Here is a 14,347-nt window from a genome sequence, read left to right as displayed (position 1 = left end):
CCGCAGGCGCGGCCGGTCGCCGTACGTTCGGGACCCGCGAGCCCCTGTGTGATCGGCCACAGCACCCGCCCCGGTGCACAGCGCGCCACAGTGCCCGCACGCGGGGCGCGTGCGCCGCGCGGGCGGTTCGTACGCCCAACCGGCGCACGCCTCCTGACGCACCGGTCGCCGCCCGCCGCAATCGGCCGAAACCCGCTGACGGGCCCGCGCCACGGCGAAGCCGCCCGTGTCCTGGCCGTCGACGCCGACCGCGACCGCTGGATATGGTCGGTCCCCATGGCTGGCAGACCGCCGGGCTCACCGCCCCAGACGACTGCGACGAGGCCCGGCGCCGCCACGGCGTCCGACCCCGTGACGGCCCGGTTGCGCAAGAGGCTCCGCCGGGTCCGCCGAAGGCTGCGCACCGCCGGGGTCGACTACTTCCGCGGCGGCGCCGCCGACTGGCCGGTGCTCTGCGCGCTCGCCCTGCTGGTGCCGCTGCTGATCCTGCTCAACATCTGGTGGCCCGCCTGGGCCCCGCCCACCGCCCTGGTGCTGCCGATCCTGGCCGCCGCCCTGCTGCTGCGCCCCGGCTCCCTGGTGGTGCTCTACGCGCTGGCCGCCCTGGGCCTCTCCGCCGAGTCGGTGATCCACACCGGGCAGCGGGTGGCCAGTGACAACCCCGAGGCCTACACCTACGGGGTCACCCCCGGCGCCGCCCTGGTGGTCGGCGCGGCCGGGGTCGGCGGTCTGCTGCTGGCCCAGTTCCGCAGCCGGGTCGGCGTGCCCTGGTGGGGCGGCTCGACCATGCTCTTCGACCTGCGCGAGCGGCTTCGGGTGCAGAGCCGGGTGCCCCGGCTGCCGGACGGCTGGCACGCCGACATGGCGCTGCGCCCGGCCGGCGGGCAGTCCTTCTCGGGCGACTTCGTGGTCGCCGACCGGACCGGCCCGGGCCGGCGGGTGCTGGAGGTCGTCCTCGCGGACGTCTCCGGCAAGGGCATGGACGCCGGCTCCCGGGCGCTGCTGCTCTCCGGCGCCTTCGGCGGGCTGCTCGGCTCCCTGCCCGCGCACGACTTCCTGCCCGCCGCCAACGGCTACCTGCTCCGGCAGTCCTGGGAGGAGGGCTTCGCCACCGCCGTCCACCTGGTGCTGGACCTGGACACCGGGGAGTACGAGCTGCTCTCGGCCGGACACCTGCCGGGGATGCAGCGGCTGGCCGGCGCCGGCCGCTGGGACCTCAAGGAGGCCGCGGACGGCCCGGCGCTCGGCATCTACGACGGCGCGAAGTTCGAGGGCGTGCGCGGGCGGCTGAACCGCGGCGACGTCCTGATGCTCTGCACCGACGGCATGGTCGAGGCGCCCGGCCGGGACCTCTCCGAGGGCATGGACCGGCTGATGGGCGAGGCGGACCGGCTGGTGCCGGGCAGCGGTCCGGGCACGGGCGGCGGAGCGGCCGCCCGGCTGATCGAGACGGTCGCCCGGGACATCAACGACGACCGTGCGGTGCTGCTGCTCTGGCGCGACTGACGGCCCGTCGCCCGGCCCCGGGCGAGGTCGCGGGCACCATCGCGCGGAGGCACATGCCAACGGCAGCTGCTGTCAAGCCTGGGAGCTGATCTTCGGCCAATTCCGGTGCCCCGGCGGCAGAGCGGACCAGCGGGTTCCGGTCCGGCCCCCCGGACGTTTCCCGGCCGCTCAGCGGTGCCCCGCCGATGATTCGTCAGAACGTCTCGACTATCGTCTCGGTCGGCGGAAACTCGTCTCGCATCGCAGGATATCGGCGTTCGGCTGACAGTCAGACCTTTACGCAATCGGCACGGTCGACCACACTGAGTCCGGGCGGGACTGTTCAGGATTCGGGGGATGGGGGGCGTCACATGCGGCACGACGGGCACCGTGCGGCCGTACCGGGCTCCTCCTCCGGCCTCGACGTGCCGGGCGATCTGCCGTTCCGCCTCGGGACCGTCGGACAGGCCGGGGTCCGGCTTCGCAGGGGCTGTCAGCCGGTGGCACCCCGATACGAATCGAGGAAGTGAGTCCGGGTGGCACTCTCCGTCTCCGCTCTGGTCCTGTTCGGCATCGTCTGCTTCATCTTCATCCGCAACAAGCAGCTGAAGACTGGGCACTTCATCCTGGCCGCGCTGTTCGGGTTCATGCTCAACCAGAGCACGGCCGCCAAGCCGATCCAGGACTTCCTGGCGCAGGTCGCCAAGTCCATCTCCAACATCGCCAGCTGACCCGGGTCGGCCGACGCAGGCCGATCCGACGCGGCCGGTCCGACGCATGCCCCTGGCCGCGTCCGGGTCCGGACGCGAGCCGGTGGGCCGAGGAGCGGCCGTCCGTCAGCGGCCGGCGCGTCTCGCCTGCCGCCATCGGGCGAACAGGCCCTGCGGGCGCGCCGCCGCCACGGCCGCCGGCCGGGCCGCCGCGACCTCGCCGGCACCGGCCGGCGCGGCCGTCGGCACCGCCGTGCCCTGGGCCGTCAGCACCGCGAACAGTCGCGCCCAGCACAGCCGTTCGCCGCGCGGCCAGTCCAGCGCGCGCAGCGCCGCCGATGCCGCCTCGGAGACCTCTCCGTCGACCCGGACCTCGGCGACGTCGTCCCCCGCCTTGCCGCCCAGGAACAGCTTGACCCCGTGCGGCCTCCGTCCGCCCCGCCCGTCCGGTCCGCCCAGCGCGGGCAGCAGGGCGGGCGCCAGCGCCGGCAGGACCCGGTGCTCGGCCAGCCAGCCGGCCAGCCGCTCGTTGCCGAACCCGAACACCGCCGCCGGTCCCTGGACGGCGTGCCAGCCGGGCAGCTCGGGATGGTCGGCGTGGTCGCCGTGCCTGCCGCCGCCCTCCCGCAGCTCGACCAGGGCCGAGGCGGTCGTGGTCGCCCACATCCGCACCGCGCTGTCGAGCTTCTCCTCCTCGGTCTTGCCGAGACCGGCCGTGCAGTCCCAGACCACCGGCGCGTCGGCCCGGCCGAGTTCCAGCACGTAGCCGAGGTCGACATGGCCGGCGCCCTCGCCGCCCGGGTGCTCGCGGACGGCGACCGCGGTCGTCCCCGGGCCGCGCACCACCTCGCCGTCGACGGCGAACTGCTGCCCGAGGCGCCCCATCTCCCGGACCACGGATCGCTGTATGACGGCCAGTCGGTCCTGAGGGCGCACGGGGACTCCTCCACTCTCGGGCTCCGAACGTCGCGAACCTCCGTCGAACTGCTTTCGAACGCCGCCGAGGCTATCGGCCCGGAGGCTCCCCGGGAAACCGCACCGCGGCCGCCGCCGGCCCGGGGCCGAGCCCCCACGAGGCGCGCTCCGGTCGCAGAAATGCCCCCTATGCACCATTTTGGGTAGCGGAAACCATCGGCCCCGCCGGGAGAACCCGCATGCCCCGCACCGAACTGACGCCGCCTCCTGTCCTGTTCGCCCCGGACCGGCCGACCCCGGGCGGCTCCGGCCTGGTCGCCGAGATCGAGGCGTACCTGGCCACGCTGCCCGCCCCCGCGCGCACGCCGGTCCCGTACGTCTGCCCGCTCGGCTCCGCGCTCCGCCCCTGGTACGCGGGGCACCGGGTGCCCCGGGCCACCCTGCTGGACCGGGCGCTCCGCCGCCCGCCCCGCCCCGCGCCGGTGACCGCCGCCGAGCACCTCGGCCTCGCCTCCCGGTACATCGCCGCCCACGGCTGGCTCCAGGGCGCGATGTGGGACGCGGACGGCCGGGTCTGCCTGCTCGGCGCGCAGGCCGCCGTCCTGGCCCACGGCTTCGGCACCCCGGCGACGGTCCGCACCGCCCGGGTCCAGTTGATGGAGGTCCTGCACGCCACCGGTCGTCCGGTGAACTCCCCGGACGAGTACAACGACCGGCCCGCCACCCGGCAGTCCGACGTCCACCGGCTGCTCGACCGGGCCGCCGCCCGGGCGGCCCGGCTGGGCCTCTGACCCGCGGTCGGGAGGGGGGAGGGCCCGCGCGCGGGGCCCGCCGGGGTACGCGAACGGCCCCGGAGCGATGCGGGGCATCACTCCGGGGCCGGACTTCTGAGCGGGCGACGAGAATCGAACTCGCGTGACTAGTTTGGAAGACTAGGGCTCTACCATTGAGCTACGCCCGCGCGATCCCCCGGCCGTTGCCGGACGGAAGGTCGGGAACAGCGTACCTGGTTCGGTCGGCTGCGTGCACACCACATTCGTTTCGGGGGCTCGGAATATCTCGCCGAACCGGCAGGGCACGGCGTGTACGCTTCCTCTCGGCACCACGGGGTGTGGCGCAGTTTGGTAGCGCGTCCGCTTTGGGAGCGGAAGGCCGTCGGTTCGAATCCGGTCACCCCGACAGTGCGCAGGGTCTCGTCGTCGACGAGGCCCTGTTGTCGTTTCCGGGTCCCGTCCGGCATCGTGGGTGGTTGATTTTTCATTTATCCAGGAGCCCTCGATGCGCAGCCCGACACGGACGAACCCGGCGCGGATGAATCCCAAGATCGCGGTCGGCGTCGTCTTCGTCGCCGCGCTGTTCATGTCGATCATGGACACCACGATCGTCAACGTGGCCCTGCCCGCGATCGGCCGCGAGTTCGGCACCGATCCGGCCGGAGTCGGCGTGATCAACGTCGGCTACCTGGTCAGCCTGGCCGTCTTCGTCCCGCTCTCCGGCTGGCTCGGCGACCGGTACGGCACCCGCCGGGTCTTCCTCCTCTCGCTGGCCCTGTTCACCGTCGCCTCGCTGCTCTGCGGTGCGGCCGGCTCGATGACCTCGCTCACCCTGTACCGGGTCCTCCAGGGCGCGGCCGGCGGCCTGCTCACCCCGGTCGGGATGACCATGCTCTTCCGGGCCTTCCCCCAGGAGGAGCGCATGCGCGCCACCCGGGTGCTGATGCTGCCGACCGCCGTCGCCCCCGCCGCCGGGCCGGTGCTCGGCGGCTGGCTGGTGGACGGCTGGTCCTGGCACTGGGTCTTCATCGTCAACGTGCCGGTCGGCCTCGCCGCCCTCGTCTTCGGCGTGCTCTTCCTGCCCGACTACCGCGCCGAGCGGGTCGGCCGGTTCGACGCGGCCGGTTTCCTGCTCTCCGCCGTCGGCTTCGGCGCCACGATGTACGCGCTCTCCGAGGGCGCGTCGGAGGGCTGGGGGAGCGCACGGATCCTCGTCTCGGCGCTCGGCGGGCTGTTCGCGCTCGTCGCCCTGGTCGTGGTCGAGCTGCGCCGCCCCGAGCCGATGCTCGACCTGCGGCTCTTCCGGGACCGGATCTTCCGCACCACCAACCTGCTCTCGCTCTTCTCCGGCGCGGCCTTCCTCGGCATGCTCTACCTCTTCCCGCTGCTCATGCAGGACGCGCTCGGCATGGACGCCCTGCACAGCGGTCTGATGGTGTTCCCGGAAGCGCTCGGTGTGATGCTCGCCTCCCAGGTGGCGGGCCGGCTCTACCCGCGGTTCGGCCCGCGCCGGCTCCTCGTCGCGGGCGCCGCCGTGGTGTCCGGCTGCCTCGCCCTGATGGCCGCGATCGGGCCGGAGAGCAACCTCTGGGCCGTCCGCGTGCTGCTCTTCGTCACCGGTTTCGCGATGGCGCACGTCTTCATGCCCTCGCAGACCGCCGCGTTCTCCACCGTCGCCCCGGCCGACACCGGCGCCGCCTCCACCCTCTACAACGCCCAGCGGCAGCTGGGATCGGCGCTCGGTGTCGCCGTCCTCGGCACCGTCCTCACCGCCGTCGGACCGTTCGCCGTGAACGCCTCGGGTACGCCCGTGGCGAACCTCGTCGCCTACCGCGCGGCCTTCCTCACCGCCGCCGGGCTGGCCCTGCTGGCAGCCCTGATCGCCTTGCTGGTGCGGGACTCCGACGCTGCGGCGACCATGCGTCCGGCCCCCGGCCGGGAGGGTGCGGGTCCCGCCCGGGAACCCGCCCCGGAGCCCGTCGGCAGGGCCTGAGCGGCCCCTGGCGGCGTCGCCCTGGCGTCCGCCTTTCGTGGTACCGGTAGGATGGGGCGCTGGCGGTAGTCCCTGCGGCGTCCACCCAGGTCAACCGCATGAGGGCGAGGAGTCACGCTCACCGTCCACCCCCCACGGGAGATGCAGCTCCAACCGCCCATCGCCCGTCTCGCCCGATCCGTCCGCTTACCGGCCCCAGGCCGGTGGCCGGGGAGGGCGGAGACAACCTGACCGCAAGCCCATAGGAGACCCAACCGTGAAGAGCGCCGTCGAGACTCTGAACCCGACCCGGGTTCGACTCACCGTCGAGGTGCCCTTCGAGGAGCTCAAGCCCAGCCTCGACGCGGCGTACAAGAAGATCAACCAGCAGGTCTCGGTCCCGGGCTTCCGCAAGGGCAAGATCCCGAACCGTGTCATCGACCAGCGCTTCGGCCGTGGTGCCGTGCTGGAAGAGGCCGTCAACGACGCCCTGCCGCGCTTCTACACGCAGGCCGTCGACGAGGGCAAGATCGAGGTCCTCGGCCAGCCCGACATCACCAACATCGAGGGTGTCGAGAAGATCGCCGACGGCGGTGACCTGAAGTTCACCGCAGAGGTGGACATCCGCCCGGAGATCACCCTTCCGGACTTCTCGACCATCGAGGTCACCGTCGACCCGATCGCGGTCACCGACGAGGACATCGACAAGTCCCTGGAGCAGCTGCGCGAGCGCTTCTCCTCGGTCAAGGACGTCGAGCGCGCCGCGGCCGACGGCGACACCGTGGTCGTCGACCTGGAGGCCAAGGTCGACGGCGAGGTGCCCGATGACGGCACCGCCGCCGGCGTGAGCTACGAGATCGGCTCGGGCCGTCTGATCGACGGCATCGACGAGGCCGTCATCGGCCTGGAGGCCGGTGGCACCGCCACCTTCTCCACCGAGCTCAAGGGTGGCACCCAGGCGGGCAAGACCTCCGAGGTCACCGTCACCGTCACCGCCGTCCAGGAGAAGGAGCTGCCGGAGCTGGACGACGAGTTCGCCCAGCTGGCCAGCGAGTTCGACACCCTGGAGGACCTGCGTGGCGACTCCCGCAAGCGCCTGGAGCGCATGAAGGAGTACGACCAGGCCACCCAGGCCCAGGAGAAGGTGCTGGACGCGCTGCTCGGCCTGGTCGAGATCGAGTTCCCGGAGAAGCTCCTCAAGGACGAGATCGAGACCCGCAAGCACAACCTGGAGCACCACCAGCTGGAGCCGATGGGCCTCGACCTCAAGACCTACCTGGAGACCCAGGGCAAGTCGGAGGAGGAGTACCTCGGTGAGCTGGAGGAGCAGGCGAAGAAGGGCATCAAGACCCAGTTCGTCCTGGACCAGATCGTCGCCGACGAGGAGCTCAACGTCTCCCAGGAGGAGCTGACCGAGCACCTCATCCGCCGTGCCGCCGGTTCGGGCCTGACCCCGGACCAGTTCGCGCAGCAGGTCGTCCAGGGTGGCCAGGTGCCGCTGCTGGTCGGCGAGGTCGCCCGCGGCAAGGCGCTGGCCACGGTGGTCGAGGCCGCCAAGGTCGTCGACACCGAGGGCAACGAGATCAACTTCGACGACGACGAGACCGACGAGTCGGCTCAGACCGTCGAGGCCCCGGCCGCCGAGGCCGAGGCCGAGTATACGCCCGCGGCCTCCCCCCCCGGGCCGCCGTGCGGCGCTACCGGGGGCCCGGCCGCGGCCCGGCGACCGGGCCCGCTGTGTTCCCGGCCGCGCCCGCGGCGTTCCGTGCCGCGTTCCCGGTGCCGCCGGGCCCGTCGGGCGTGAACCCTGCGCTCACAGCGAACAGTTCTGCGTGAGGGATTCAGTGGCCCGGCCTGCGCGTTAGGGTCCATGGACAGCAACAATCACGACGTGATACCCGGAAGCTGTGCGACACCGTGACGGTCGCGGAGCGACCGTCCAAATCGACTGAGCAGGTGGCTAAGTGACGTACCCGCAGATGCAGATGCCCGGCCCGATGGCGCCGCACGCCGCCTCTGGTGACGTGCTGGGCGGCCTCGGCGACCAGGTCTACAACCGGCTGCTCAACGAGCGGATCATCTTCCTCGGCCAGCAGGTCGACGACGACATCGCCAACAAGATCACCGCCCAGCTCCTGCTGCTGGCCGCGGACCCGGACAAGGACATCTTCCTCTACATCAACTCCCCGGGCGGCTCGATCTCGGCCGGCATGGCGATCTACGACACCATGCAGTACATCAAGAACGACGTCGTCACCATCGCGATGGGCATGGCCGCCTCGATGGGCCAGTTCCTGCTGACCGCGGGTGCCAAGGGCAAGCGCTTCTCGCTGCCCAACGCCAACATCCTGATGCACCAGCCCTCCGCCGGCCTCGGCGGTTCGGCCACCGACATCCGCATCCAGGCCGAGCAGCTGCTCCGCACCAAGAAGCGGATGTCCGAGCTGATCGCCTTCCACAGCGGCCAGTCCTTCGAGCAGATCACCTCGGACTCCGACCGTGACCGCTGGTTCACCCCGGAGGAGGCCCTGGAGTACGGGCTCATCGACGCGATCATGCACAGCGCCGCGGACGTCCCCGGCGGCGGCGGCACGGGCGCCTGAGCCTGGCCCACGAGACCACAGCCACAACGCTCCGGAGGACAAGAACCCCCATGAACATCCCCAGCCTCTCCAGTGCCAAGGCGCGCGTCGAGGACATGCGAGCCGAGGGTCGCTACATCGTCCCGCGGTTCGTCGAGCGCACCTCGCAGGGCATCCGCGAGTACGACCCGTACGCCAAGCTGTTCGAGGAGCGCATCATCTTCCTCGGCTCGCAGGTGGACGACGTGTCGGCCAACGACATCATGGCGCAGCTGCTCTGCCTGGAGTCGATGGACCCGGACCGCGAGATCCAGATGTACATCAACTCGCCCGGCGGCTCGTTCACGGCCCTGACGGCCATCTACGACACCATGCAGTACGTCAAGCCGGACATCACCACCGTCTGCATGGGCCAGGCGGCCTCGGCGGCGGCCGTGCTGCTGGCGGCCGGCACCCCCGGCAAGCGCATGGCGCTCCCGAACGCCCGCATCCTGATCCACCAGCCGTACACGGAGACCGGCCGCGGCCAGGTGTCCGACCTGGAGATCCAGGCCCGGGAGATCTTCCGGATGCGCGAGCAGCTGGAGGAGATGCTGTCGAAGCACTCCAACAAGTCGGTGGAGCAGGTCCGCGACGACATCGAGCGCGACAAGATCCTGACCGCCGAGGAGGCCGTCGAGTACGGTCTGATCGACCTGGTCATCTCCACCCGCAAGGCCTCGCTGACCTCCTGAGGCCGGCAAGGGTCCCGCTCACCCGGCACCGGGCGGGCGGGACCGCGAGGACGGAGCTCCTGGGCGGGGCGTGCGGCAGGTCCGCGCGCCCCGCCCCGGCACACCGGCGGCTCCCGCAACGGCATCTGTTCGGTATCAATTCGCCCAGGGCGTAGGGCAGACCCGGCGAAGAGGACGGAATCAGCGGCTCGGCAGAGTACCGTCGGATAGCGAGACCGATTCGCCGTCGGCGTCGACGGTCCACAGCACCAGGCCCCGGAACCCCCGCGGGGCCCCTGGCGAAGGGGAAGCACCTCGTGGCACGCATCGGAGACGGTGGCGACCTGCTCAAGTGCTCGTTCTGCGGCAAGTCGCAGAAGCAGGTGAAGAAGCTGATCGCCGGCCCAGGCGTGTACATCTGCGACGAGTGCATCGACTTGTGCAACGAGATCATCGAGGAGGAGCTCGCCGAGACCTCCGAGGTGCGCTTCGAGGAACTGCCGAAGCCACGCGAGATCTACGAGTTCCTGGACCAGTACGTGGTCGGCCAGGACCTCGCCAAGAAGGCGCTGTCGGTGGCCGTCTACAACCACTACAAGCGGGTCCAGGCGGGTGAGGCCGGCCGCAGCGGCGGCAACGGCCGCGAGGACGCCATCGAGCTGGCCAAGTCCAACATCCTGCTGCTCGGGCCGACCGGCTCCGGCAAGACGCTGCTGGCGCAGACCCTGGCCCGGATGCTGAACGTGCCGTTCGCGATCGCCGACGCCACCGCGCTGACCGAGGCCGGGTACGTCGGCGAGGACGTCGAGAACATCCTGCTGAAGCTGATCCAGGCGGCGGACTACGACGTCAAGAAGGCCGAGACCGGGATCATCTACATCGACGAGATCGACAAGGTCGCCCGAAAGAGCGAGAACCCGTCGATCACCCGTGACGTCTCCGGCGAGGGCGTGCAGCAGGCGCTGCTGAAGATCCTGGAGGGCACCACCGCCTCGGTGCCGCCGCAGGGGGGCCGCAAGCACCCGCACCAGGAGTTCATCCAGATCGACACCACCAACGTGCTGTTCATCGTGGGTGGCGCGTTCGCCGGCCTGGAGCGGATCATCGAGGGCCGGGCGGGTGCCAAGGGCATCGGCTTCGGCGCCACCATCCGCTCCAAGCGCGAGGTGGACTCGAGCGACCACTTCCGTCAGGTGATGCCGGAGGACCTGGTCAAGTTCGGCATGATCCCCGAGTTCATCGGCCGCCTCCCGGTGATCACCAGCGTGCACAACCTGGACCGCGAGGCGCTCCTGCAGATCCTCACCGAGCCGAAGAACGCGCTGGTCAAGCAGTACCGGAAGCTCTTCGAACTGGACGGCGTGGAGCTGGAGTTCTCCCGGGACGCGCTGGAGGCGATCGCCGACCAGGCGATCCTGCGCGGCACCGGCGCGCGCGGTCTGCGGGCCATCATGGAGGAGGTGCTGATGTCCGTGATGTACGAGGTCCCCTCGCGTCAGGACGTCGCCCGCGTGGTGGTGACCGGGGACGTCGTCTCCAAGCACGCCATCCCCACCCTGGTGCCGCGCGACATGATCAAGCGGGAGCGGCGCGACAAGAGCGCCTGACCTGCCGCACGTCGTCGGCCGGGGGCCCCGGAACCGTTCACGGTTCCGGGGCCCCCGCCGTGCGGTCCGGGCCGCTCCGGGGGCCCGTCCCGGCGCCCCCGGGGGAAAGCGGTTCGTAACCCGGTTCCCGGACTACGTAAACTGTCCGTCGTGACCGACACCACGAACCAGCGCCCCGCGAGTACGCCCGCCGGGGACGAAGCAGCCACCCTCCCGACGACCTACGCTCCGGCGGACGTAGAGGGCGAGCTGTACGAGCGCTGGGTAGAGCGCGGTTACTTCACCGCCGACGCCAAGAGCGACAAGCCCCCGTACACGATCGTCATCCCCCCGCCGAACGTCACCGGTGCGCTGCACCTGGGCCACGCGTTCCAGCACACGCTGATGGACACGCTGACCCGGCGCAAGCGCATGCAGGGTTTCGAGGTCCTCTGGCTGCCCGGCATGGACCACGCCGGCATCGCCACCCAGAACAAGGTGGAGCAGCAGCTCGCCGAGTCCGGCCTCTCCCGGCACGACCTGGGCCGCGAGGCCTTCGTCGAGAAGGTCTGGGAGTGGAAGGAGAACTACGGCGGCCGGATCCTCGGCCAGATGCGCCGTCTCGGTGACGGCGTGGACTGGTCGCGCGAGCGGTTCACCATGGACGAGGGCCTGTCGCAGGCCGTCCAGACCATCTTCAAGCGGCTGTTCGACGACGGCCTGATCTACCGCGCCGAGCGCATCATCAACTGGTGCCCGCGCTGTCTCACCGCGCTCTCCGACATCGAGGTCGAGCACGAGGAGGTCCCCGGCGAGCTGGTCTCGATCCGCTACGGGGACGGCGCGGACTCGATCGTCGTCGCCACCACGCGGGCCGAGACGATGCTGGGTGACACCGCCGTCGCGGTCCACCCGGAGGACGAGCGGTACAGGCACCTGGTGGGCCGCACCATCAAGCTGCCGCTCACCGACCGGGAGATCCCGGTCGTCGCCGACGAGCACGTCGACCCGGAGTTCGGCACCGGTGCGGTCAAGGTGACCCCGGCGCACGACCCGAACGACTTCGCCATCGGCCAGCGCCACGACCTGCCGAACCTGAGCATCATGGACGAGCGCGGCGCGATCACCGTGCACGGCCCCTTCCTCGGTCTGGACCGTCTGGAGGCCCGCTCGGCCGTCGTCGGCGCGCTGCGCGAGCAGGGCCGGATCGTCGCCGAGAAGCGCCCGTACATGCACGCCGTCGGCCACTGCTCGCGCTGCCACACCGTGGTCGAGCCGCGGCTGTCGCTGCAGTGGTGGGTCAAGGTCGCCCCGCTGGCCCAGGCCGCCGGCGACGCGGTCCGTGACGGCAAGGTGGAGATCCACCCGAAGGAGCTGGAGCGCCGCTACTTCGACTGGGTCGACAACATGTACGACTGGTGCATCTCGCGCCAGCTCTGGTGGGGCCACCGGATCCCGGTCTGGTACGGCCCGGACGGCGAGGTCGTCTGCGTCGGACCGGACGAGGAGCCGCCGACCGGCGAGGGCTGGCACCAGGACCCGGACGTCCTGGACACCTGGTTCTCCTCCGGTCTCTGGCCGTTCTCGACGCTCGGCTGGCCGGAGCAGACCCCGGACCTGGAGAAGTTCTACTCCACCGACGTCCTGGTCACCGGCCACGACATCATCTTCTTCTGGGTCGCCCGGATGATGATGTTCGGCCTGTACGCGATGGACGGCCAGGCGCCGTTCAAGACGGTCGCCCTGACCGGCCTGGTCCGTGACGAGTTCGGCAAGAAGATGTCGAAGTCGTCCGGCACCGCCGTCGACCCGCTGGACTGGATGGACGCCTACGGCGCCGATGCCGTCCGCTTCACCCTCGCGCGCGGCGCCAACCCGGGCGCCGACGTGCCGATCGGCGAGGACTGGGTCAAGGGCTCGCGGAACTTCTGCAACAAGATCTGGAACGCGACCCGCTTCGCGCTGATGAACGGCGCCACCGTCGAGGGCCCGCTGCCCGCGCCGGAGGAGCTGACCTCGGTCGACCGCTGGATCCTCTCGCGGCTCAACGCGACCGTGGCCGAGGTCGACGCGCTCTACGACGACTACGAGTTCGCGAAGGCCTCGGACGCGCTCTACCACTTCGCCTGGGACGAGGTCTTCGACTGGTACGTCGAGCTCTCGAAGACCACCCTGGCCAAGGGCGGCGCGCAGGCCGACGCCTCGCGCCGGGTGCTCGGCGAGGTCCTGGACGTCACGCTGCGGCTGCTCCACCCGATCGTCCCGTTCGTCACCGAGGCGCTCTGGACGACGCTCACCGGGGCCGAGTCGCTGGTCGTCACCGAGTGGCCGAAGGACGCCGGTTTCCGTGACGCCGGGGCCGAGGCCGAGGTCGCCACGCTCCAGCAGGTGGTCACCGAGGTCCGTCGCTTCCGTTCGGACCAGGGCCTCCAGCCGGCGCAGCGGGTCCCGGCCCGGCTGGACCTGGAGGGCACCGTGCTCGCCGTCCACGAGGACGCGATCCGGGCGCTGCTGCGGCTGACCGTCCCGGAGGAGGGCTTCGCGGCCACCGCCTCGCTCCCGGTCGCCGGCGCCACCGTGGCGCTCGACCTGTCCGGCACCATCGACGTCGCGGCGGAGCGCAAGCGCCTCGCCAAGGACCTCGCGGCCGCCGAGAAGGAGAAGGCCCAGACGGGCGCCAAGCTCGGCAACGAGGCGTTCCTCGCCAAGGCGCCGGACGACGTCGTCGCCAAGATCCGGGTCCGGCAGGAGGCCGCCGGGGCCGACATCGCCCGGATCACCGCCCAGCTCGCGGCGCTGCCGCAGGGCTGATCCGGACGCGGATCCCGAGGAGCCGTGCCCCGCCGACGCGGGGTGCGGCTCCTCCGTTTTTCCGGACGTCGGGTAATCGTGCGTCCCAATAGCCCAATCCCCTTGCTCCCTTCCGGCGAATATTCATCCTGGACCGGGTGAGGTCCCTTTCCGCCCGAATTCATTCCGCTCTTGCCCGCGCGCGTTCGCGGAAGTTGGCAGGTGGGATGTGTACGGTGTGCTTCGAGTTCCGCAGAGCCGAGGAGCGACGGGAGGGTGTGGCGTGGTGGTGACCGAGGAGTTGGTCGACGAACTGCCTGCCGAGGTGGTCGAGGAGGCCAAGGCGAGGGCGGCGGTGCTGCTGCTCGCGTTCCGGCACGGGAACCAGCTCGCGTTCGACCACGCGCTGGACCGGCTGTTCGAGCAGCAGGCCGAGCGCGAGGTGACCACCCTGCTCGCCTGGATCGCCGCCGAGGCCGTCCGCAAGGCCTACGCGCCCGAGGTCGGTGACCGGGTGCTGCGCGCGATGGCCCGGCGGGCGCCGCGGGACACCGGCGCGGTGGAGGTCGACGAGGAGAGCGTGGACGCGGCCCGGCTGATCGAGGCGGTCGCGGCCGGTGAGGTGGCCGAGGTCCGCGGCCTGGTCGCGGCGACCCCGGACACCACGTTCCTGCTCGGCGGCCTGCTCCAGGGCGTCGCGATGATGCTGCCGCTGCTGCCGGAGGGCGAGCTGGCCGAGATCACCGCCGAGCTGCGGCGCCGGCACGGCGGCGCCGAGATCCCGGAGGCCCGGGCCGGGGGCTGAACCCCGGCCCGGGCCC

At 71.4% G+C, this 14,347-nt stretch carries 11 protein-coding genes and 2 tRNA genes; 11 read left to right on the top strand and 2 right to left on the bottom strand.

Annotated features, from left to right (window positions below; translation table 11 throughout):
• Positions 1–363: 363 nt before the first annotated feature.
• Together ACFWOG_RS23155 and ACFWOG_RS23150 are read left to right on the top strand one after the other, a co-directional pair.
• Positions 364–1,506 carry a PP2C family protein-serine/threonine phosphatase gene (locus tag ACFWOG_RS23155; RefSeq protein WP_380360696.1) on the top strand — a complete coding sequence of 381 codons (1,143 nt, stop codon included), beginning with the start codon at positions 364–366 and terminating at the stop codon, positions 1,504–1,506.
• A gap of 515 nt (positions 1,507–2,021) precedes the next feature.
• On the top strand, positions 2,022–2,216 hold the full coding sequence (locus tag ACFWOG_RS23150; RefSeq protein ID WP_329885117.1) for a hypothetical protein: 195 nt from the start codon (positions 2,022–2,024) through the stop codon (positions 2,214–2,216).
• Positions 2,217–2,321: 105 nt separating this feature from the next.
• Here the strand turns inward: ACFWOG_RS23150 and ACFWOG_RS23145 are convergent, their stop codons facing one another.
• Complete coding sequence (locus ACFWOG_RS23145; protein ID WP_329951466.1) at positions 2,322–3,131, bottom strand: DUF6348 family protein; 810 nt, start codon at positions 3,129–3,131, stop codon at positions 2,322–2,324.
• Positions 3,132–3,349: 218 nt separating this feature from the next.
• Here ACFWOG_RS23145 and ACFWOG_RS23140 point away from each other — a divergent pair, with 218 nt between their 5' ends.
• Positions 3,350–3,901, top strand: a complete 552-nt coding sequence (locus ACFWOG_RS23140) for a hypothetical protein (RefSeq protein WP_329951467.1) — start codon at positions 3,350–3,352, stop codon at positions 3,899–3,901.
• A 99-nt stretch (positions 3,902–4,000) separates the two neighbouring features.
• On the opposite strand, the gene ACFWOG_RS23135 is transcribed toward ACFWOG_RS23140, so the two are convergent.
• Positions 4,001–4,071, bottom strand: a tRNA-Gly gene (locus ACFWOG_RS23135).
• A 144-nt stretch (positions 4,072–4,215) separates the two neighbouring features.
• Here ACFWOG_RS23135 and ACFWOG_RS23130 point away from each other — a divergent pair.
• From ACFWOG_RS23130 to ACFWOG_RS23095, 8 genes are all read left to right on the top strand, one after another.
• Positions 4,216–4,289: transfer RNA gene (locus tag ACFWOG_RS23130), tRNA-Pro, on the top strand.
• Positions 4,290–4,388: 99 nt separating this feature from the next.
• Entirely contained in the window at positions 4,389–5,876 is a 1,488-nt protein-coding gene (locus ACFWOG_RS23125; RefSeq protein ID WP_329951468.1) for an MDR family MFS transporter, read from the top strand.
• Between the two features lie 256 nt (positions 5,877–6,132).
• Positions 6,133–7,659 carry a trigger factor gene (tig, locus tag ACFWOG_RS23120; protein ID WP_380360693.1) on the top strand — a complete coding sequence of 509 codons (1,527 nt, stop codon included), beginning with the start codon at positions 6,133–6,135 and terminating at the stop codon, positions 7,657–7,659.
• A 181-nt stretch (positions 7,660–7,840) separates the two neighbouring features.
• Positions 7,841–8,458: an ATP-dependent Clp protease proteolytic subunit gene (locus ACFWOG_RS23115; RefSeq protein WP_380360698.1), complete on the top strand. Its 618-nt coding sequence runs from the start codon at positions 7,841–7,843 to the stop codon at positions 8,456–8,458.
• 50 nt (positions 8,459–8,508) lie between these two features.
• The gene (locus ACFWOG_RS23110) at positions 8,509–9,171 is read left to right on the top strand and encodes an ATP-dependent Clp protease proteolytic subunit (protein WP_329885122.1); all 663 of its coding nucleotides are present in this window, start codon (positions 8,509–8,511) and stop codon (positions 9,169–9,171) included.
• Between the two features lie 296 nt (positions 9,172–9,467).
• Complete coding sequence (gene clpX, locus ACFWOG_RS23105; protein WP_329885123.1) at positions 9,468–10,757, top strand: ATP-dependent Clp protease ATP-binding subunit ClpX; 1,290 nt, start codon at positions 9,468–9,470, stop codon at positions 10,755–10,757.
• A 150-nt stretch (positions 10,758–10,907) separates the two neighbouring features.
• Positions 10,908–13,547, top strand: coding sequence for a valine--tRNA ligase (locus tag ACFWOG_RS23100; protein ID WP_329951469.1), 2,640 nt, complete (start codon positions 10,908–10,910; stop codon positions 13,545–13,547).
• A gap of 262 nt (positions 13,548–13,809) precedes the next feature.
• Positions 13,810–14,331 (top strand): hypothetical protein, encoded by a 522-nt coding sequence (locus ACFWOG_RS23095; RefSeq protein WP_329951470.1) that lies wholly within the window; start codon positions 13,810–13,812, stop codon positions 14,329–14,331.
• The last annotated feature ends 16 nt before the right edge of the window (positions 14,332–14,347 follow it).

The organism is Kitasatospora sp. NPDC058406, assembly GCF_042722765.1.
Lineage (GTDB): Bacteria > Actinomycetota > Actinomycetes > Streptomycetales > Streptomycetaceae > Kitasatospora.
This window is presented reverse-complemented; position numbering and strand designations above follow the sequence as displayed.